This window comes from Blattabacterium cuenoti, assembly GCF_014252095.1.
GTDB classification, from domain to species: domain Bacteria; phylum Bacteroidota; class Bacteroidia; order Flavobacteriales; family Blattabacteriaceae; genus Blattabacterium; species Blattabacterium cuenoti_F.
This window is the reverse complement of record NZ_CP059210.1, coordinates 570,887-591,337: the sequence shown is the minus strand read 5'-3', so window position 1 is coordinate 591,337 and position 20,451 is coordinate 570,887. Positions and strand designations below refer to the sequence as shown.

Genomic DNA, 20,451 nt, shown 5'->3' with positions numbered 1-20,451 from the left:
CTTAATAACCTAAGATTTTCAATATTTCTTCAGGATTTTGAGAATGACGAAATATTTTATATACTAATTTTTTTTGATCATCATGATCAATTAAAATATGAATAGGTTGTGGGATTAAACAGTGGTGGACTCCTCCATATCCACTGATGGTATCTTGATAGGCTCCAGTATGAAAAAAACCAATATAAAGTGGAGGATTTTCTCGAAAAAGAGGAAGATATATGGCGTTCATATGCTGTTCAGAATTATAATAATCGTCACTATCACACGTTAAACCTCCTAAAAAAACTCTTTCATAAGAATCATTCCAACGGTTTATAGCCATCATAATAAATCTCCGACTAATAGCCCAAGTATCAGGAAGAGTCGTCATAAAAGAACTATCTATCATATTCCATTTTTCTCTATCATTTTGCCTTTTTTGACTAAGTATTCTATAAATAATTCCTCCACTTTCTCCAACTGTATAAGCTCCAAATTCTGTGTATATGTGAGGTTCTGAAATATTTTCTTCTTGGCAAAATTTTTTTATTTGATAAACGATTTCATTAGTCATGTATTCATAATCATACTTGAACGACATAGAGGTTTTAATAGGGAACCCCCCTCCTATATTTAAAATATCTAACTCTGGAGCAATTTTTTTTAATTTAGCGTAAATATGTAAACATTTAAAAAGTTCATTCCAGTAATAAGCCGTATCTTTAATTCCCGTATTTATAAAAAAGTGTAGCATTTTTAGTTCCACTTTTGGATTGTTTTTTATTTTATTCAAGTAAAAAACAATGATGTCTTTATATCCTATTCCTAAACGGGAGGTATAGAATTCAAATTTTGGTTCTTCCTCAGAGGCAATTCGAATTCCTAATTTAAATGGATAATGGATAAAAAAACTCAATTTTTCCAATTCATCGGAATTATCCAATATAGGAATAGTGTTATAAAAACCATTATTAATCAAATATGATATATTTTCTATGTAATTATGAGTTTTAAACCCATTGCAAATAACTTCAATATCTTTATTTGTTTTTCCTTTTTTATAAAGATTTTTTACAATTTCTATATCATAAGCATATGAAGTTTCAATACTAATATTGTTTTTTAATGCTTCTTCTAATACAAAAGAAAAATGAGAGCTTTTTGTGCAATAACAATAAGTATATTTATTATTATAATTATTAGAATGAATCGCCTTTTCAAACCATTTTCTAGCCTTTTGTATGTTTTTAGATATTTTTGGTAAATAAGTAAACTTTAATGGAGTTCCATATTTTTGAATCATCTCCATGAGTGGAATTCCATGAAATTCTAGAAGATTATTTTTTAGAGAAAATTCCTCGGTAGGAAAATCAAAAGTTTGATCGATAAGATCTGCATAGAGAATTTTCATTTAAAGAAAAATTAATTTTATGGTTAAATAAAAATAGGGTTTAAAAATTTTTAATTTTTTCATTCTTTTTCCTTTTTTTCTATTTTTTTATTGTATACCAAAAATTTTTTCAAGAAAATATCTATTTCTCCATTCATTACAGAATGGATTTTTTTAGTTTCATAACCTGTTCGTAAGTCCTTGACTAATTTATAAGGATGCATGATATAATTTCGAATCTGAGATCCCCATTCAATTTTTTTTTTACTGGATTCTATTTTGTTTTTTTTTTCATTTTTTTTTGAAATTTCTATTTCAAACAATCTAGACTTTAATAAATGCAATGCTTTTTGTCTATTTTGCATTTGCGAACGGGTCTCTGTATTTTCAATAATAATTCCCGTAGGATGATGACGTAATCTGACTCCAGTTTCCACTTTATTGACGTTTTGTCCTCCAGATCCACTAGAACGAAATGTTTCCCATTGAATATCAGATATGTTAATGTTTATATTTATGTCTTTATCTACTAAAGGATATACATAAACCGAAGAAAAAGAAGTATGACGTTTTGAATTATTATCAAATGGAGATAAACGTATTAATCTATGAACTCCATTTTCTCCTTTTAAATATCCAAAAGCATATAATCCATCTAATTCTAAAGTTACAGATTTGATTCCTGTGATATCTCCAGGAATATGATGAATGTTTTTTACAGAAAATTTATTTTTTTCAGCCCACATAATATACATTCTCATTAACATAGAAGTCCAATCACAACTTTCAGTTCCTCCTGCTCCAGAGGAAATTTGCAATATAGCGTTCAAAATATCTTCTTCTTCCGAAAGAAGATTTTTAAATTCTATATTTGACAAAAGTTTTTCTGTTTTATGGAATTGAATTTTAACCTCTTTTTCTAAATCTTCTTCTTTAGATAAAGAGAATAAAATTTCCAATTCTTCTAAAGCGTTTTTTAATTCAAAAAAATCTTTTATGCATGTTTTCATAGCATGCAAACGTTTTGTAAAATTTTTAGCTTTTTGACAGTTCTTCCAAAAATTTGGATTTAAAATTTTTTTTTCTTCTTTCTCAAGAAATTCTTGAATTTGATCTATGTTTAGAACCTCCTGAAGGTTATTAATTTTTTCTGAAATAAATTGAATATCTTCATTTTTTATCATGATACGAAAATCAATATTTTCGTAACTAAAAAATAGTTACATCTAAGTTAGAACACTTATTTTCTATTAATTCTTGAATTTTTTGTAAATTCTGGAAAAACTTAATTCATCCAGAAATATATGGAACTAATTTTCTATTAAAAATTCAACTTTTATTATGAATTTCAATAATAAATTTACTATAAAAACTCAAGAAATAATACAAGAAGCACAAAACATTGCTTTAAAAAATAATCAACCTTCAATTGAAAATGCACATATTTTAAAATCTCTTTTAGAAAAAGAAGAAAGTTTCATTCCTTTTTTTCTAAAAAAATTAAATATTAACCATCAAACACTTATGATCGGTTTGGATCGAATTATATCTTTTTATCCTAAAGTAGTAAGTGGAACAGTAACTCAACAACATTTAAGTCATTCAGTGACAAAAATGTTCAATATAGCAGAAAATTATGCTAAAACATTAAAAGATGAATTTATTTCTGTTGAACATATTTTTTATGGAATTTTTATGACTTCGGATGCTACTTCTAAATTCCTAAAAGATCAAGGAATTACAGAATTTAAGATCAAAATTTCGATTGAAAATATTAGAAAAAAAAGCGGAAATATTATTTCTCAAACAGCAGAAAATACTTATAATGCTTTAAATAAATATGCAAAAAATCTTAATGAATGGGCATCTAAAGGAAAATTAGATCCTGTTATTGGACGTGATGAAGAAATTCGTCGAGTTTTACAAATTTTATCCAGAAGAACTAAAAATAATCCTATCTTAATTGGAGAACCAGGAGTAGGGAAAACCGCTATAGCTGAAGGATTAGCTCATCGGATTATTAATGGAGATATTCCAGATAATTTAAAAGATAAAAAAGTTTTTTCATTGGATATGGCTTCTCTCATTGCAGGAGCTAAATATAAAGGAGAATTTGAAGAACGTCTTAAATCTGTTGTAAAAGAAGTAACTTTTTCAGATGGAGAAATTATTTTATTTATTGATGAAATACATACTTTGGTAGGTGCTGGAGGTGGAGAAGGAGCCATGGATGCTGCAAATATTCTAAAACCTGCATTGGCGAGAGGAGAACTTCGTGCTATAGGAGCAACGACTTTAAATGAATACCAAAAATATTTTAAAATAGATAAAGCTTTAGAAAGAAGATTTCAGCAAGTATATGTAGATGAGCCTTCAGTCACTGATGCTATATCCATATTACGTGGAATTAAAGAAAAATATGAAAGTCATCATAAAGTGAGAATTAAAGATGAATCTATTATTTCAGCCGTAGAATTGTCTCAGCGTTATATTAATGAACGTTTTTTACCGGATAAAGCTATTGATCTTATTGATGAAGCCGCTTCAAAAATTAGAATGGAGATTAATTCTAAACCAGAAGAATTGGATGTTTTGCATAGGAAAATTATGCAAATGGAAATACAGATAGAAGCCATCAAAAGAGAAAAAGATGAAAAACAATTGGTTCTTTTAAAAAAAGAATTAGCAAAATTGAATGAAGAAAGAATGCGATTACAAGTTCAATGGAAAAAAGAAAAGGATTTAGTTGAAGGAATCCAAAAGGCTAAGGAAAGAATAGAAAATTTCAAATTTGAAGCAGAACAAGCAGAAAGATCTGGAGACTATGGAAAGGTGGCGGAACTAAGGTATGGAAAGATTAAAGAAGAAGAAAATAAAGTCAAATCTTTTGAAATAGAATTAAAAAAGCAGGAGAATAAAGGAAAAAAAATGATTCAAGAAGAAGTTTCTAAAGAAGATATAGCTCAGGTAGTATCTAAGTGGACTGGAATTCCAATTACTAAAATGTTGAAAAGTGAAAGGGAAAAATTACTTTTTTTAGAAAAAGAATTACATAAAAGGGTTATAGGTCAAAATGAGGCCATTCAATCTATTGCAGATGCAATAAGACGTTCTAGAGCAGGCCTTCAAGATGAAAAAAGGCCCATAGGTTCTTTTCTTTTTATGGGGGGGACCGGTGTGGGTAAAACAGAATTAGCCAAAACATTAGCCGAATATCTGTTTGATAACGAAAATAACATGGTCCGTATAGATATGAGTGAGTATATGGAACGTCATTCTATAAGCCGACTTATTGGAGCTCCTCCTGGATACATTGGATATGAAGAAAGTGGACAATTAACAGAAGCCATACGTAGACGTCCTTACAGCGTTATTCTCTTAGATGAAATAGAAAAAGCTCATTCAGATATATTTAATATTCTTTTACAAATTTTAGATGATGGAAGATTAACAGATAATAAAGGTCGTACTGTCAATTTTACCAATACAATTATTATCATGACTTCCAATATAGGATCAGATATTATTCAGGAAAATTTAGACACGGAAATATCTATCAATAGAATGGAAACAACAAAAAATACTTTGATAGACTTGTTAAAGAATATAGTGAGACCAGAATTTATTAATAGAATTGATGAAATCATTTTATTTAAACCTATTTCTAGAAAAGAGATTAAAGAAATCGTCAAATTACAAATGAAAAAATTTGCTAATTTATTATCTCATAAAAATATTCATATAGAAGCAACTAATGAAGCTATAGATTATTTATCAGAAAAAGGTTATGATCCACATTTTGGAGCAAGACCCTTAAAAAGGGTTATTCAACACGATATCCTCAACAATCTTTCTAAAGAAATATTGAAAGGAAAAATACATGATAACAATAGAATATTAGTGGATTTTTTTAAAGAACAAGGAATTGTATTTAGACAATCTGATTCTGTGAATGTGCAAAGAAAAATTAATACATAAATCTGGTTTTGTAAACATTATAGGATTTCCTAATGTAGGAAAATCTACATTAATGAATTCTCTTGTAGGAGAAAATCTTTCTATCATTACACATAAACCACAAACAACTCGTCATAGAATAGTAGGAATAGTGGATAAATATAATGCGCAAATTATTTTTTCTGATACTCCTGGGTTGATGATAAAAACCCCATTCTTTATGCAAAGAATCATGATGAAATATATAGAAGAATCATTCATATCCTCTGATATTGTTTTGTTTACAACAGAAATAGGAAAATTTTTTATTTCCGATAAATATTTTTCTATTTTGAATTCTCTGAAAAATATAAAAAAAAATAAACCTTTTCTTATCTTAATCAATAAAATAGATAAAATTGGAGTAGAATGTGATGAAAAAATATTATATAAGACAATCAATTATTGGCATAGAATTTTTCCTCATTCAGAAATATTACCAATATCTGCATTGAAAGATATCAATCAAGATTTATTAATGGATAAGATTTTAGATTTATTATCGGAACATCCTCCTTATTATCCTAAGGGGGTCTTGACTGATAGATCAAAACGGTTTTTTGTGAATGAAATAATTAGAGAAAAAATATTTCTTCTTTATAAAAAAGAAATTCCTTATTCTGTAGAAGTTTTCACAGAAAAATTTAAGGAAAATGAAATGTTTCTACATATATTTTCTTCTATCTATGTAGAAAGGAATTCTCAAAAAGGTATTCTAATTGGAAAAAAAGGGAATTATATAAATAAATTAGGAGCTTTATCTATAAAAGGAATAGAAAAATTTTTTAGGAAAAAGGTTTGGCTAAAATTAAATGTAAAAATATGCAAAAATTTGCGTTCTGATTACAAAATATTAAAAAGATTTGGATATTAAATTTATTCAACTTTGATAATAAAAAAGTTTTTTTTTCCAAATTGAAATAAAATATATTTTTTTCCTATTAAGTTTTCTTTTTGAAGAAGAATATTTTTTTTGACGAGTTTTTTGTTGATAGAAATGGAATTTAAATTCAAAGCACGATTTGCTTCACTTTTTGAAGAAAAAAGACTGCTTTTTTTCAAAACGTCTAATAAAGAAACTCCTTCTTCAAATTCTTGATAAGAAAGTTTCATATGTGGAATATTCTCATATATAGAGAACAATATTTTTTCATCTAAAGTAAGTAAGAGGTCCTTGATATACTTTTTACAAAATAAAACATGCGATATTTTAACTACTTCTTCATAAGCTTTCTTTCCATGAACCCATTGAGTGATTTCTTCCGCTACTCTTTTTTGTAAAAATCTTTTTTCAGGATTTTCTCTATGTTTTAAAATCAAAGATTCTATTTTTTCTCTTGAAAAAAAAGTATAAATCTTAATAAATTTTTCAATTTCTTTATCTGAAACATTCATCCAAAATTGATAAAATTTGTATGGAGTAGTACGTTTTCTATCTAACCAGATATTTTCTCCTTTTTCACTTTTTCCAAACTTGATGCCATCAGATTTTGTCACTAAAGGAAATGTTATTCCATATGCTTTTTTTCCTGTTTTTTTTTTAATCAACTCTATTCCAGTAGTAATATTCCCCCATTGATCGGATCCACCTATTTGAAGTAGACAGTCTTTTTCTTGATTTAAATAAAGAAAATCATATCCTTGTATAAGAGAATAAGAAAATTCCGTAAAAGACATTCCGTTTTTTTTATTGTTATAAATTCTTTTTTTTACAGAATCTTTAGACATCATGTAATTTATAGGAAAGTGTTTTCCTACATTTCGTAAAAAATCTAAAAGGGATATTTTTTTTATCCAACTAAAATTATTTAATAATTCTGTCTTTTCTAAATTTAGCAATTTAGATAGTTGTTTTTTTATAGATTCTGTATTTTTTTGTAAATCTTCTAGACTAAAAAAAACTCTTTGATTTTTTTTTTCTGACGGATCTCCTATAAGACCTGTAGCTCCTCCAATTAACACTATCGATTTATGTCCAAGTTTTTGAAAATGTATCAATATAATAATAGGAAGTAAGCTACCTAAGTGTAAAGAATCTGATGTAGGATCAAAACCTACATACATAGTAGTACGTTTTTTTAATTGTTTTTCTACGCCAGGAACTTTATTTTTTATTAATCCTCTCCAGGAGAGTTCATCAATAATGTTTTTCATGTAAAAAATTAATAAATAACATTATTTTATTTTTATGGAATTTTGTACAATTCAACGAATTTTTCCATGATGATTAAAAAAATTATACTTTATAATCTTTTAACTGTTTTTTTTTCTTGCATTCATATAGTTAGTAATTTTCTTTTTTTTGAAAAAAATTTTTCTTTGTTAAAAATATATATTTTTTTATTACCTCTCAGTAGTTTTTTTTTCTCTTTTTTGTTGTTTACCATAAAAAAAAAACCCAATATAGCTATATTTGTTTATATTGTAGGTGGAATTGTAAAGTTTTTTTTTAGTATTTTTGTATTTTTTTATTTCATCCTAGAATATTTGAATATTTTTAAGACCCTTTTGGATTTTATTTTTTCATATTTTATGATTCTTTTTTTTAGAACTTTTTTATTAATAAAGGAAATTAACTAACAATGGTTTTTTAGAAATTTTTCTTTTACAATCATCTCCACAGATTTATTTTCTATTTTAGAAGTTAACCAAGAAATAATATCTAAATACAAGAAAGTTCTTTTTTCATAAGGATGATCAGAATATTTCATGAGTCTTTCTCTCAATTTTTTGAATTGTCCTTTAATTTGATGTGGATAGACATTTCCTAAATTTTTAAAAAAATGGATAATTTTTTTTTGGACAATGTACCAATCATCCATTTGAATAAAAAATTTATATGCGGATTGAATTTTTTTGTCCATATTTTCATCTAATCCACTTTCGTAACAAGCGATTATATGTAAAAGCCTGGCAAAACATTGTAAATCTTGTCGTATATTTTTTTCTTGATTTTCCATAATTTTTAATAAATATAAAATAGCATTTTGATTATCTCCACTTCCAAAATATAAACAAGAAATTTTATAATAAAGGACCATGATATAATGAGAATCCAAACGATTAGAAATTTTATGAAAATCTTTTAATAATGGAGGGATCACTTTTTTCACTCCTTCTGAAAAAGTCCCTTCCATATAATGTTTATTGATACGATTAGTATATTTATACATGAAAATTAATATTCTAGTGTTTCCATTTAAAATTATTTTTTCATTTTGAATTTCCTTTTCAAACTGTTCTAAAACTTTAGTGAATTTAGAATAATGATTTAAATAAAATAAAGTATCTAACAAATAATGATATCCTTTCAGATAGCTTACAGGAGCCATCTTTTTTGCTTTTTCATGATTTTTAAATAATTCTACCCATTTACATGATGATCTATAACACATGATAAAATCCTGTCTAATATAATGATACCAAACTTTAGCTTGATATAAAAATAATTTTTCATAAAAACTAAGTTTTTCGATATCAAATTTTGGAAGGTTAGTACGAAAGTAAGTTTCTATAAATATTTTATCTTTTTCATTTCTCACGTATCCAACTTTTAAATATAATCCGTATAATTCCAAGGAAAGACTAGATAGAGCGTCATGACATTGAATTCTTTCAATTAGTTCTTTGGATTCTACAGATAATTCTCCAGATCTAGAATAAAGACTTCTAGTTATATGTTGAGATTCTATCATTTTTTCAAATTCCACTAATTCTAAAAGAATAGTATTAGATTCATAACATCTAGCAATGATTTTTGCTTTTCCTAAAAATTTTAAACTTTGTATATACAAACCTTTGTTGTATAAAACTTTAGCAAAATCTAAATATTCACGTATTTGTAAATCGTAGTTTTCTTCAGTATGTTGTAATCGGAGACTAATTAAAATTTGCTTATATAAATGGGCTTTTATATTAGATAATTGTATTTTTCTTATAGGAGTGTTTTTCAAAATTTTTTTTTCATTATAACAATGTATTTTACTCATAATTTCAAATAGTTTTATAAACTTTGCATTTTTATTTCGTTTTATACGACCTGCATAAAGGTTAAAATTTATTTTTTCTGATTTTGATAAAGACTGAATCAATAAAAAAAGATGATCTAATTTATTATGATTTGACATTGTAATTATATTTTTTTATTTGATTTGATTGACAATAAAATATAAAATAGTTTTATCAATTAGATATTGTAAATATGTAAATTATTTGATATGATTTTCTTTTTGGAAAAAATAGTTTTGGAATTATCAAATAATCCAATGAGTATGGAAAAGAAAAGAATACAAATTTTTGATACAACACTGCGTGATGGAGAACAAGTTCCAGGATGTAAATTAAATACTAAAGAAAAAGTAAGGTTAGCTAAACAATTAGAAACTTTGGGTGTTGATGTGATTGAAGCTGGATTTCCAACTTCTAGTCCAGGAGATTATCAATCTGTAAAAGAGATTTGTAAATCTATTTCAGAACCCATTATTTGTGCATTATCTAGAGCCGTAGAAAAAGATATAGAAGTAGCTGGACACGCGTTGAAAGATGCGAAAAGAGCTAGAATCCATACTGGAATCGGAACTTCTGATTGTCATATTCGTTATAAATTTAATAGCACTCCAGAAAAAATTGTAGAAAAAGCAAAATTTTCGGTTCAATACGCAAAAAAATTCGTGGAAGATGTGGAATTTTATGCAGAAGACGCAGGGCGTACTAATAATGAATTTTTAGCAAAAATTTGTGAAACAGTTATAAAATATGGTGCTACGGTAATTAATATTCCAGATACTACAGGTTATTGTTTACCGGAAGAATATGGAAAAAAAATTCGTTTTTTGAAAGAAAATGTTAAAGGAATTCATAAAATCATATTGTCTACTCATTGTCATAATGATCTAGGATTGGCAACAGCTAATTCTTTATCTGGGATTATGAATGGGGCTCAACAAGTAGAATGTACCATTAATGGAATTGGAGAGAGAGCTGGAAACACCTCATTAGAAGAAATAGTAATGATCATTAGACAAAATTCTCATTTAAATTTATTTACAAATATAAAAACAAAGCTTATTTCCGAAACAAGTTATTTGGTATCAAAATGTACGGGAATGAAAGTTCAGCCTAATAAAGCCATTGTAGGAGTCAATGCTTTTTCTCATTCATCAGGAATTCATCAAGATGGTGTAATAAAAAAAAGAGAAACTTATGAAATTATCAATCCAGAAGATGTTGGAATTGATCAATCTTCAATTATTTTAACAGCTAGGAGTGGAAGGGCGGCTTTGGCATATCGTTATAAAAAATTGGGATATGTTTTAAGTAAAAATTCTTTGGATTTAGTTTATTCTATTTTTTTAAGTTATGCAGATAGAAAAAAAGAAATTGAAGATAAAGAATTAAAGATTATTTTAGAAAAAGCAAATATTAAGAAAAAACGCATATTACATAATAATGGTAATAATGGTAGAAGAAGAATAAATGTTGTTTAGTCATGTCAAAATCATTGTTTGATAAAATTTGGGAAACACATATAGTAAAAAAATTTGAAAATGGAGTAAATGTTCTGTATATCGATAGGCATTATATACATGAAGTCACTAGTCCTCAGGCGTTTTCAGAAATAGAAAAAAGAGAAATTCCAGTTTTTAGACCAGAAAAAATTATAGCCACGGCGGATCATAATGTTCCTACTATTAATCAACATTTACCTATTTCAGATCCTCTTTCTAAAAAACAAATAGATTTATTAATTAAAAATTGTAAAAAATTTGGAATCACGTTGTATGGATTAGGGCATAAAAATCATGGAATTGTTCATGTTCTGGGTCCAGAATTAGGTTTAACATTACCTGGAATGACTATAGTTTGTGGCGATAGTCATACTTCTACTCATGGAGCTTTTGGAAGTATAGCTTTTGGAATTGGAACTAGTCAAGTAGCCATGGTTATGGCTAGTCAATGTCTATTAGTATCTAAACCGAAACAGATGAGAATTCAATTAAAAGGGAAATCTTTGAAAAAAGGGGTGACTCCAAAAGATGTTATTTTATACATGATATCCAAGCTTGGTGTAGATATAGGAACTGGGTATTTTATAGAATATACGGGACCTATCATTAAAAATATGAGTATGGAAGGGAGAATGACTATTTGTAATATGAGTATTGAAATGGGAGCAAAAGGTGGATTAATTGCTCCAGATAAAATAACTTTTGATTATCTGAAAAATCATACTTTTTTAAAAAGAAAATATCATAAAAGACATTTGGAGTATTGGAAAACTTTAAAAACAGATGATTACGCAATTTTTGATAAAGAATATGTCCTAGATGCTGAAGAGGTTGAACCGATGATTACATTTGGAACAAACCCTGGAATGGGAATGAAAATTTATGACCGTATCCCTAAATTAACTGAATTTCAACAAAAAAAATCTTTGTCTTATATGGGATTTAAATCCGGAGAATCTCTAATTGGGAAACCCATTAATTATATTTTTATAGGAAGTTGTACAAATTCTAGGATAGAAGATCTACGATTAGTAGCTTCTGTAGTAAAAGGAAAGAAAAAAGCTAGTCATGTAACCGTTATGGTGGTTCCTGGATCGCAAAGAGTTATTCAACAGGCAAAAAAGGAAGGATTAGATCAAATTTTTAAAAATGCTGGATTTGAATTTCGTCAACCAGGATGTTCGGCTTGTTTAGGAATGAATGAGGATAAAATTCCTTTTGGAGAGTATTGTGTTTCTACGTCTAATAGAAATTTTGAAGGAAGACAAGGACCAGGTGTTCGGACCCTATTAGTAAGTCCTTTAACCGCTTCTATCATAGCGATTGAAGGAAAAATTGTAGATATTAAAAAATATGTATGATCTATGAAAAAATTTACTGTCATAACAAGCAAAGCGATTCCCTTGCCTGTGGAGGATATAGATACAGATCAAATTATCCCCGCTCGTTTTTTAAAAGAAACTAAACGTGAAGAATGTGGAAAGAATCTTTTTAGAGACTGGCGGTATTCTAACGATGGATCTTTGAAAAAAGATTTTATTTTAAATAATCCACTTTTTTCTGGAAAAATTCTTTTATCAGGAAGAAATTTTGGTTGTGGTTCTAGTCGTGAACATGCGGCTTGGGCTCTTTTTGATTATGGGTTTCAAGTAGTGATATCTAGTTTTTTTGCTGATATTTTTAAGGAAAATGCATTAAATAATGGATTACTTACTGTAGAAATATCCGAAAAATTTTTACAAAATTTATTTAATCTAGTTAATAAAAAACCGGAGACTAATATTAAAGTCGATTTAATCGAACAACTTATTACAATAATGGAAGTAGGAATTTCTGAAAAATTTTATATCCATCCATATAAAAAAAATTGTTTTATCAATGGTTATGACGATATAGATTTTTTAGTTTCTATTAAAAATGACATAGAGAATTTTGAAAAAAAAACAAATTTCTTTAAAATATGAAAAAGAATATTGTTATAATCGAAGGAGATGGGATAGGACCAGAAGTTATCAAACAAGCTATAAAAGCTTTGAATTCAATTGGGGATAAATTTCATCATGAGTTTTCTTATCAAAAAGTCTTAGCAGGTGCTAAAGCCATAGAAACGGTTGGGAATCCAATGCCAAAAGAAACTATAGATAGTTGTTTAAAATCAGATGCTGTTTTATTCGGATCTATAGGAGATCCAAAATACGATTCTTATCCAAGAGGAATGAGACCAGAAGACGGATTATTAAAACTTAGAAAAAAAATGGACTTATATTGTAACATTCGTCCTATAGTTACTTATCCAAGAGTTAATAAATCCCCTATAAAAGAAAAAAAATTAGAAGGAGTTAATTTTGTTATATATCGAGAATTAACAGGAGGAATTTACTTTGGAAAAAAAGGTCGTTCCAAAAATGGAGAAGAAGCATATGATTATTGTGTGTATTCAAAAAAAGAAATTGAACGTATTGGCGAAATGTCTTTTAAAGCAGCACGTTCTCGTAATAGAAAAATGACTTTGGTTGATAAAGCTAATGTCCTAGAGACATCTAGGTTATGGCGGGAGGTAATTCAAAAAATGGCTTTAGATTATTCTGATGTAGATTTAGAATTCTTATATATAGATAATGCAGCTATACAAATTCTTATTAATCCTAGAAAATTTGATGTAATTTTAACGGATAATATGTTTGGAGATATTTTATCAGATGAAGCCAGTATATTAACTAGTTCTTTAGGACTCCTTCCATCTGCTTCTATTGGGAATAAAAAATCATTGTTTGAACCGATACATGGATCTTATCCTCAAGCAAAAGGAAAAAATATCGCCAATCCATTAGGTTGTATACTTTCCGTATCTATGATGCTAGAATATTTTGAAATGCCTCAAGAAAAAAATCTTTTAGAAGAAGCTGTAAAAAGCTCTATCCAAGAAAAAATAAGCACTCAAGATATTATTCTAGATGAAAAAAATTCTTTTTCTACTGAAGAAGTGGGAGATTATATAGAAAATTATATTAAAAATCATTAATTTTTTTTTCTTTTATTGGAATTTTTGGATCCAAAATTTCATAAATTCTATTCATTAAATATGGTAAAAATTCTTTTATATAATTTTCATATGTAATTTGATGAAAAAAATTTATAGGAATGGTTTTTATAGAATTTTTTTTATTTTTTTCAGGTGAGACAAGAGCTATAAGTGGAGGATTTTTTTTACAACCATGAAATGGTTTCAACCATAAATACATATAAATAAATAATTGCATAATATTTCCATAATGAGGATCTTGAAAAATTTTTTCTATTTTTCTTAAAGAAATATGGATTTGATTTATTTTTGATATCCCTATTTTATAATCAAGAATACGTATAGTTCCGTCACATTCATCTATACGATCTATGATTCCGTATAAATTAACTTTTTTATTCGATCCAATATCTAATAGAGTTGACATATTGTATTCTAATTCTTTGATAAAAATTTTATGTCCTTTATAAAAGGTTTTCTCCTCCCAAGAAATAAAATTTTTTATGTAATTATTTACTATTGAATTAATTAACTGATTTTTTTCTTCTAGACTTTTTTTATTTTCTGATATTATATTTTTTATAATAGATTCATAATTCTTTTTCATTGTATCAATGCTATCTATAGTAATAAAATTTCCCTTAATAGGATGATATAAAACTTCCAAGATTTTGTGTATAATTTTTCCTATTCTTTGTTTAAGAGATGTTTTTTCTATGTTTAGTCCAAGTACTTTTTTGTAGTAAAAAAGAAGAGGATTATAATTGTACAAATGGATGGATGAAGGAGATAGACCATGAGTAGCTAGTTCATATAAACGTTGAATCATGGAATTTGTTTTTTTTATTACAATGGGAGAGATTTGAGTACTTAGAATAAGTGGATGATCTTTTCTTTCTTTTATGGAGAAGTTTGAAATCATTTCTATTTGATGAATGAAACGGCTTTTTTCTCCAGAATTTAGCTCATCAGGTTGATTTTTATATATCAAATAAATATTTTTTGAATTTTCCAAAAGATCTTGAAAATGATGAGAATAAAAATTCTCATTTTTTTGAGAACTAGATAATTTAAATTTTTTTCTAATATCATTGGGAATTAATGTTTTATAATAGTTTTCTTCTTTATTTGGGGGGATCACGCCTTCATTAACGGAAGTCATAATTGTGGTTTCAACACTTCCAAAATAAGAATCTAAAAATCCTATTAAATGAATCCCTTTTGGATTTTTCTGTATATAAGAAATTTTTTCTATTTTTATAAATTGCTGATAAACATTAAATAAGTCTTTTATTCCAAAAAAAGAACATTCTTTTTTTCTGATTAAAATTTTTATTTTTTGCATATAATTTTCTAATTCAGATAGAAATTTTAACTCTAACAGATGTTTTTTTGTATTTAGAAAAAATAAATTTTTTAATTTTCTAATAAAACTCATAAGACCAAAAAAAACTTTCTTAGCATTATGAGTTTGGATTTGAAAAATGATATTTAGATTATTATTGAATAAATATTTGTTTATATTTTCTTCTGAAATAAAATTGGAATCTTCTATCTCTAATTTTTCTATAAAAGAAAGATCCTTTTTAAGGAAAAATTTTTGGATATATCCATCTAATAAAACTCTTAGTATATCTTTTTTAGAAAATTTTTTTAATTTTTCTTTTTTTAATAATAGCTGAAAAATTGAATCTAAAGTATAATGAATCGGAAGATTTTTTAGTGGATAATCTATGGATATAGATGGATAGATTCCTGAAATTTTTTTTATAGAATGTAATAAAGGAAAAGTTAAATAGGAATCTCCTAAGACAAGAACGATCTTAGATGGTTCTTGTCTGTTTTTAATAAGTTTATCAACTAATTCTTCTACTATTTTAACTTGTTCTATTTCGTTAGAAACGCTGATGATTTTTAGATTATTTTGTGGATTATTAATCCATATTGGTTTATTCTGGATATTGATAAAAAAATCATCAGATTTTTTTATCTGTATATCGCCTATACTATGTAATTGAATAGAATCTTGATTTAATTGAATAATTTTTTTTATAAAAAGTTTTTCATATTCAGAAAGTAGATTGAATTTATAAATCAATAAGATTATTTTCACATCCGTTTCTTTGGAGAGAAATTTTTTTAAACGAGAAATAGCTATTCTAAATAGGAGCCCTTTATAACCTATTCCTTTTCTTAATAGGTCCTCTTGAAAAAGGTTGTAATATTTATAAATTTCCTCCCAAAATAGAAATTTTTTTTTTCTTTTACATCCACTTTTTCCAAAGGATTTATATGCCAGTTTTTTATTTTTTCCGTGGAAATAATGTCAGAAAAAAAACCCTCAACATTGATCAGATGAATATCTAAATCTTGAAAATCATTTAGAATATTAGGAGCCCAATTCAGAAAATTGTTCAAATTTTTCGATAAAACACTATTCTTATTTCTTAATAGAGAAAAAAAATAAAAAAGAATCTGATTTACAGAACATGGAGATAACTTTGAGATTTTCTCAATAAATTTATCCATTGTATAAATTTCAGGAAAATGACTCAAATTCGTATAGGATTTTTTTCTAATATATTCTACAATAAAGTTCTCCGATGAAACTAATAGAAATTTTTTTTTTATGCTTTTTTCTTGAAGTAACAAATGTTGAATAATTTTATCTAGTTTTTCTATCACCATAAATAATTTGGTTAAAAAAATTTTTTATATTCATTTTATCTTGACTTATTTGTCTTTTTAAGTCATGAAGTGTTTGGAATTTCATTTCATCACGAAAAATTTGAACGATTAAAATATCAATTCTTTTACCATATATATTTTGATGAAAATCAAAAATATGTACTTCTATTTTGATTTCCTTATTAACTAAGTTAATAGTAGGACATATTCCAATGTTCATCATTCCTTGATAAATTTGATTCAAGTAATTAATTTTTACAGCATACACCCCTTTTTTCGGAATCAGTTTTTTTTTATCTACTTGAACATTAGCAGTTGGAAAATTTAAGGTTCTTCCTATTCCTCTTCCTTTTATGACATATCCAGAAAGGGTATATAAATACCCTAAAGCTCTATTAGCCCATTCTATGTTCCCTTTCATAAGAGATGTTCGTATATAAGTGGAACTTATAATTTTTTTTTTTATTTTATGAGGACTGACTTGGTAAAGCTTGAATCCATAAATTTGAGAAAATTTTTTTAGTTGATGAGAAGAAGCGTCTCTGTCTCTTCCAAGATGAGAATCATATCCAGTAATAATTTGCTTAATCTTTAGTTTAGAAAACAAAATTTTTTGTAAAAAATCTTTTGTGCTTAATTTTGAAAAGTTCATAGTGAAAGGATGAATAATTAAATGTTCTATTCCAGTTTTTCGTAAATGACATATTCTTTCAGAAAGAGTATTTAAATAAAGTATTTTCTTTCCTGGATTGATAACTTCTTTGGGATGTGGATTAAAAGTCAGCAAAACGGAGCAATATTTTTCTTCTTTTTTTGCTCGAACAATTAAATTTTGAATAACTTTTTTATGTCCTCTATGAACTCCATCAAAAAAACCAAGTGTAAATACACATGGAGAAAAGGATGAAAATTCATCAATCAATGAATAAACTTTCAAAATTTTTGTCTTTTTATCTTACCTTTACAAAGATAAAGGTTTCATATGTACTACTCCTTAATACCTGGAAATCTTTTTGAAATCTTTTTTTTGAAAAAAAATTACATGGATAAAAAAAAGTTAAAAGGGAAAATCATTAAAATTGTAGGACCAGTTATTGATGTTTCATTTGAAGAGAGATCTTTTCTTCCGAAAATTTACGATGCGTTAACCGTAAAGTTATCCAAAAAAAACAAAATAGTATTAGAAGTTCAACAACATATTGGAGAATATAGTGTTCGTTGTATATCTATGGAGGCCACGGATCAAATCCCAAGAGGTCAAGAAGTAGAATTTTTAGGAGGACCGATTAGCATGCCTATAGGAGAAAGTATTAATGGACGTGTTTTTAATGTCTTAGGAGACCCTATAGATGGATTAGGAAATTTAGATAGATCTAAAGTAAGACCTATCCATAACACTGCTCCAGCATTTAAGGATTTATCTACAGATACAGAAATATTATATACAGGAATCAAAGTCATTGATTTAATAGAACCTTATCCAAAAGGAGGAAAAATTGGGTTATTTGGAGGAGCTGGGGTTGGAAAAACAGTGTTAATACAAGAATTAATTAATAATGTTGCTAAAGGACATGGAGGACGTTCAGTATTTGCGGGAGTAGGAGAAAGAACTAGAGAAGGAAATGATTTATTACGAGAAATGTTGGAATCCGGAATTATAAAATATGGGGATTCCTTTATGGAATCTATGAAAAAAGGAAGATGGGATATTTCTAAAGTAGATAAAGAAGCTTTAAAGGAGTCTAAAGCCGTTTTTGTTTTTGGACAAATGAATGAACCTCCTGGAGCAAGGGCTAGAGTAGCTTTATCTGGATTAACTTTAGCGGAATACTATAGAGATCAGAAGATTGGAGAAAAAAAAGGACAAGATGTTTTGTTTTTTATAGATAATATATTTAGGTTTACTCAAGCTGGCTCAGAGGTTTCAGCCTTGTTAGGGAGAATTCCTTCATCTGTTGGTTATCAACCGACTTTATCATCTGAAATGGGAGCGATGCAAGAGAGAATTACCTCTACTAAAAATGGGTCCATCACTTCTGTACAAGCTGTTTATGTCCCTGCAGATGATTTAACGGATCCAGCGCCTGCCATTACATTTTCACACTTAGATGCCACTACTGTTCTTTCAAGGAAAATAGCTTCTTTGGGAATTTATCCTGCTATAGATCCATTAGATTCGTCTTCTAGAATTCTATCTCCGGAGATAATAAATCAAAATCATTATGATTGCGCTTTACGTGTGAAAGAAATTTTACAAAAATACAATTCTTTACAAGATATTATTGCGATTTTAGGAGTAGAGGAACTTAGTGAAGAAGACAAATTAATAGTTTCTCGTGCTAGACGTGTTCAACGTTTTTTATCCCAACCATTTCATGTAGCAAAACAGTTTACAGGTATTGAAGGAGAATTTGTAAAAATAGAAGATACAATTAAAGGTTTTAATATGATTATGGATGGAGAATTGGATAATTTTCCTGAAATGGCTTTTAATTTAAAAGGTCCCATTGAACAAGTTATAGAAACTGGAAAAAAAATGTTATCCTAATAAATCTTTGTTTCCATGCAAGTAAAAATTATCAATTTAGAAAAAATCTTTTATCAAAATAAAGTTGTATCTATTGTAGCTCCTGGATTAAATGGTTATTTTCAAATATTAGAAAATCACGCTCCATTTATTTCTATATTAAAAGACGGAGTATTAAAATTGAAACCTATCTATGATAGAAAAGATTTGGAAATAAAAATAGAAGGTGGAATCTTACAAGTAAAAAAGAATATGGTTTCTATTATTTTATAGAATAGATCATAATCATATTCCATTTTCATTCATATATTCCTTTCTATTTTTGAATATTTTTATAGCACTAAAAATAGCTTCTTCAAAAGAGTTTTCATTAGCGATCCCTTTTTTTGCTATATCATATGCGACTCCATGGTCTGGAGATGTCCGTATGTGAGAAAGACCTGCGGTGAAATTAACCCCTTCATTAAAAGTTAGTGTTTTAAAAGGAATCAAACCTTGATCGTGATACATAGCTAAAACAGCATCGAAATTTCTATAATGTTGATTTCCAAAAAAACCATCTGGAGAATAAGGACCAAAAATTAAAAATCCTTGTTTTTGAAATAAACTATCAATAGCTGGTTTTATCTTTGTTTTTTCTTCGTCTCCTATTAATCCATTTTCTCCTGAATGAGGGTTACATCCTAAAACCGCAATTTTAGGTTTTTCTATAGAAAAATCCATTATTAAAGATTTATGTAAAATTTTGATAGATTTTATAATTTTTTTTTCAGTAATTTCATGAATTACATTTTTTAATGGTAAGTGATTAGTAACTAAGGCAATTTTTAAAGTATCATGAATCATGAGCATTAGGGATTCCCCCTCTAAAATATTTTGCAAATATTCAGTATGACCAAAAAAAGAAAATCCTTTGTTATTCATCCAATTTTTATTCACAGGGGCTGTAACAAGAACATCTATTTTTCCTTCTTTCAAAGCTTTTGTTGCTTTTTTTAAAGATGAAATAGGATATTTTCCTGAATCTTGGTTAATTTTTATCAAATCAAATTTGATATCCTCTTTCCAAATATTTAGAACATTTATTTTATAATCTACAATATCTTTTAAATTTTTTATTTCTCGTATATGATTTACTTCAATATTTAGAATTTTTTTGTAATAGGAACATAATTTGATAGATCCAAATAATATAGGAGTAAAAAATTCCAAAAGTTTTTTTTTACGACATACTTTTAAAAAAATTTCTATTCCAATTCCATTGAGGTCTCCTGTAGAAATCCCTACTTTAATTTTATTTTTTCGATAATTCATCATTATAAATATGAAATAAATATCT

16 protein-coding genes are annotated in these 20,451 nt (G+C 27.0%); 8 read left to right on the top strand and 8 right to left on the bottom strand.

Annotated features, from left to right (window positions below; genetic code table 11):
- Window position 1: 1 nt before the first annotated feature.
- Both H0H45_RS02895 and prfB read right to left on the bottom strand, forming a co-directional pair.
- Window positions 2-1,393, bottom strand: a complete 1,392-nt coding sequence (locus H0H45_RS02895) for a type III PLP-dependent enzyme domain-containing protein (protein ID WP_185866557.1) — start codon at window positions 1,391-1,393, stop codon at window positions 2-4.
- A gap of 59 nt (window positions 1,394-1,452) precedes the next feature.
- Complete coding sequence (gene prfB, locus H0H45_RS02890; protein WP_185866556.1) at window positions 1,453-2,556, bottom strand: peptide chain release factor 2; 1,104 nt, start codon at window positions 2,554-2,556, stop codon at window positions 1,453-1,455.
- 157 nt (window positions 2,557-2,713) lie between these two features.
- On the opposite strand from prfB, the gene clpB reads away from it, so the two are divergent.
- Both clpB and era read left to right on the top strand, forming a co-directional pair.
- A complete protein-coding gene (clpB, locus tag H0H45_RS02885) occupies window positions 2,714-5,350 on the top strand; it encodes an ATP-dependent chaperone ClpB (protein ID WP_185866555.1) in 2,637 nt (878 codons plus the stop codon).
- Window positions 5,325-6,242 (top strand): GTPase Era, encoded by a 918-nt coding sequence (gene era / locus H0H45_RS02880; protein ID WP_185866554.1) that lies wholly within the window; start codon window positions 5,325-5,327, stop codon window positions 6,240-6,242. Before clpB ends, era begins: the two co-directional genes overlap by 26 nt.
- Before the next feature lie 2 nt (window positions 6,243-6,244).
- On the opposite strand, the gene tyrS is transcribed toward era, so the two are convergent.
- Together tyrS and H0H45_RS02870 are read right to left on the bottom strand one after the other, a co-directional pair.
- On the bottom strand, window positions 6,245-7,522 hold the full coding sequence (tyrS, locus tag H0H45_RS02875) for a tyrosine--tRNA ligase (protein WP_185866553.1): 1,278 nt from the start codon (window positions 7,520-7,522) through the stop codon (window positions 6,245-6,247).
- Window positions 7,523-7,944: 422 nt separating this feature from the next.
- Window positions 7,945-9,495, bottom strand: coding sequence for a hypothetical protein (locus tag H0H45_RS02870; RefSeq protein ID WP_185866552.1), 1,551 nt, complete (start codon window positions 9,493-9,495; stop codon window positions 7,945-7,947).
- A 144-nt stretch (window positions 9,496-9,639) separates the two neighbouring features.
- Here H0H45_RS02870 and H0H45_RS02865 point away from each other — a divergent pair, with 144 nt between their 5' ends.
- Genes H0H45_RS02865 through leuB form a run of 4 tightly spaced genes read left to right on the top strand, consistent with a single transcriptional unit; the run spans window position 9,640 to window position 13,897 of the window.
- Window positions 9,640-10,854 (top strand): 2-isopropylmalate synthase, encoded by a 1,215-nt coding sequence (locus H0H45_RS02865; RefSeq protein WP_185866879.1) that lies wholly within the window; start codon window positions 9,640-9,642, stop codon window positions 10,852-10,854.
- 2 nt (window positions 10,855-10,856) lie between these two features.
- Complete coding sequence (gene leuC, locus H0H45_RS02860) at window positions 10,857-12,236, top strand: 3-isopropylmalate dehydratase large subunit (protein WP_185866551.1); 1,380 nt, start codon at window positions 10,857-10,859, stop codon at window positions 12,234-12,236.
- A gap of 3 nt (window positions 12,237-12,239) precedes the next feature.
- Window positions 12,240-12,839: a 3-isopropylmalate dehydratase small subunit gene (gene leuD, locus H0H45_RS02855; protein WP_185866550.1), complete on the top strand. Its 600-nt coding sequence runs from the start codon at window positions 12,240-12,242 to the stop codon at window positions 12,837-12,839.
- Window positions 12,836-13,897, top strand: coding sequence for a 3-isopropylmalate dehydrogenase (gene leuB, locus H0H45_RS02850; RefSeq protein WP_185866549.1), 1,062 nt, complete (start codon window positions 12,836-12,838; stop codon window positions 13,895-13,897). Before leuD ends, leuB begins: the two co-directional genes overlap by 4 nt.
- Here leuB and H0H45_RS02845 read toward each other — a convergent pair.
- The 3 genes from H0H45_RS02845 to H0H45_RS02840 form a co-directional block, all read right to left on the bottom strand.
- The gene (locus H0H45_RS02845; RefSeq protein WP_238785206.1) at window positions 13,884-16,010 is read right to left on the bottom strand and encodes a PD-(D/E)XK nuclease family protein; all 2,127 of its coding nucleotides are present in this window, start codon (window positions 16,008-16,010) and stop codon (window positions 13,884-13,886) included. The genes leuB and H0H45_RS02845 overlap by 14 nt on opposite strands.
- An 80-nt stretch (window positions 16,011-16,090) precedes the next feature.
- Window positions 16,091-16,585, bottom strand: a complete 495-nt coding sequence (locus H0H45_RS03135) for a hypothetical protein (RefSeq protein WP_238785204.1) — start codon at window positions 16,583-16,585, stop codon at window positions 16,091-16,093.
- Complete coding sequence (locus H0H45_RS02840; protein ID WP_185866548.1) at window positions 16,563-17,522, bottom strand: bifunctional riboflavin kinase/FAD synthetase; 960 nt, start codon at window positions 17,520-17,522, stop codon at window positions 16,563-16,565. Before H0H45_RS02840 ends, H0H45_RS03135 begins: the two co-directional genes overlap by 23 nt.
- Window positions 17,523-17,627: 105 nt before the next feature.
- Between H0H45_RS02840 and atpD the strand changes: the two genes are divergently transcribed.
- Window positions 17,628-19,133, top strand: coding sequence for a F0F1 ATP synthase subunit beta (gene atpD / locus H0H45_RS02835; RefSeq protein ID WP_185866878.1), 1,506 nt, complete (start codon window positions 17,628-17,630; stop codon window positions 19,131-19,133).
- Window positions 19,134-19,148: 15 nt separating this feature from the next.
- Window positions 19,149-19,385: a F0F1 ATP synthase subunit epsilon gene (locus tag H0H45_RS02830; protein WP_185866547.1), complete on the top strand. Its 237-nt coding sequence runs from the start codon at window positions 19,149-19,151 to the stop codon at window positions 19,383-19,385.
- 12 nt (window positions 19,386-19,397) lie between these two features.
- Here H0H45_RS02830 and pdxA read toward each other — a convergent pair whose 3' ends face one another.
- Window positions 19,398-20,426, bottom strand: coding sequence for a 4-hydroxythreonine-4-phosphate dehydrogenase PdxA (gene pdxA, locus H0H45_RS02825; protein ID WP_185866546.1), 1,029 nt, complete (start codon window positions 20,424-20,426; stop codon window positions 19,398-19,400).
- Window positions 20,427-20,451 lie beyond the last annotated feature (25 nt).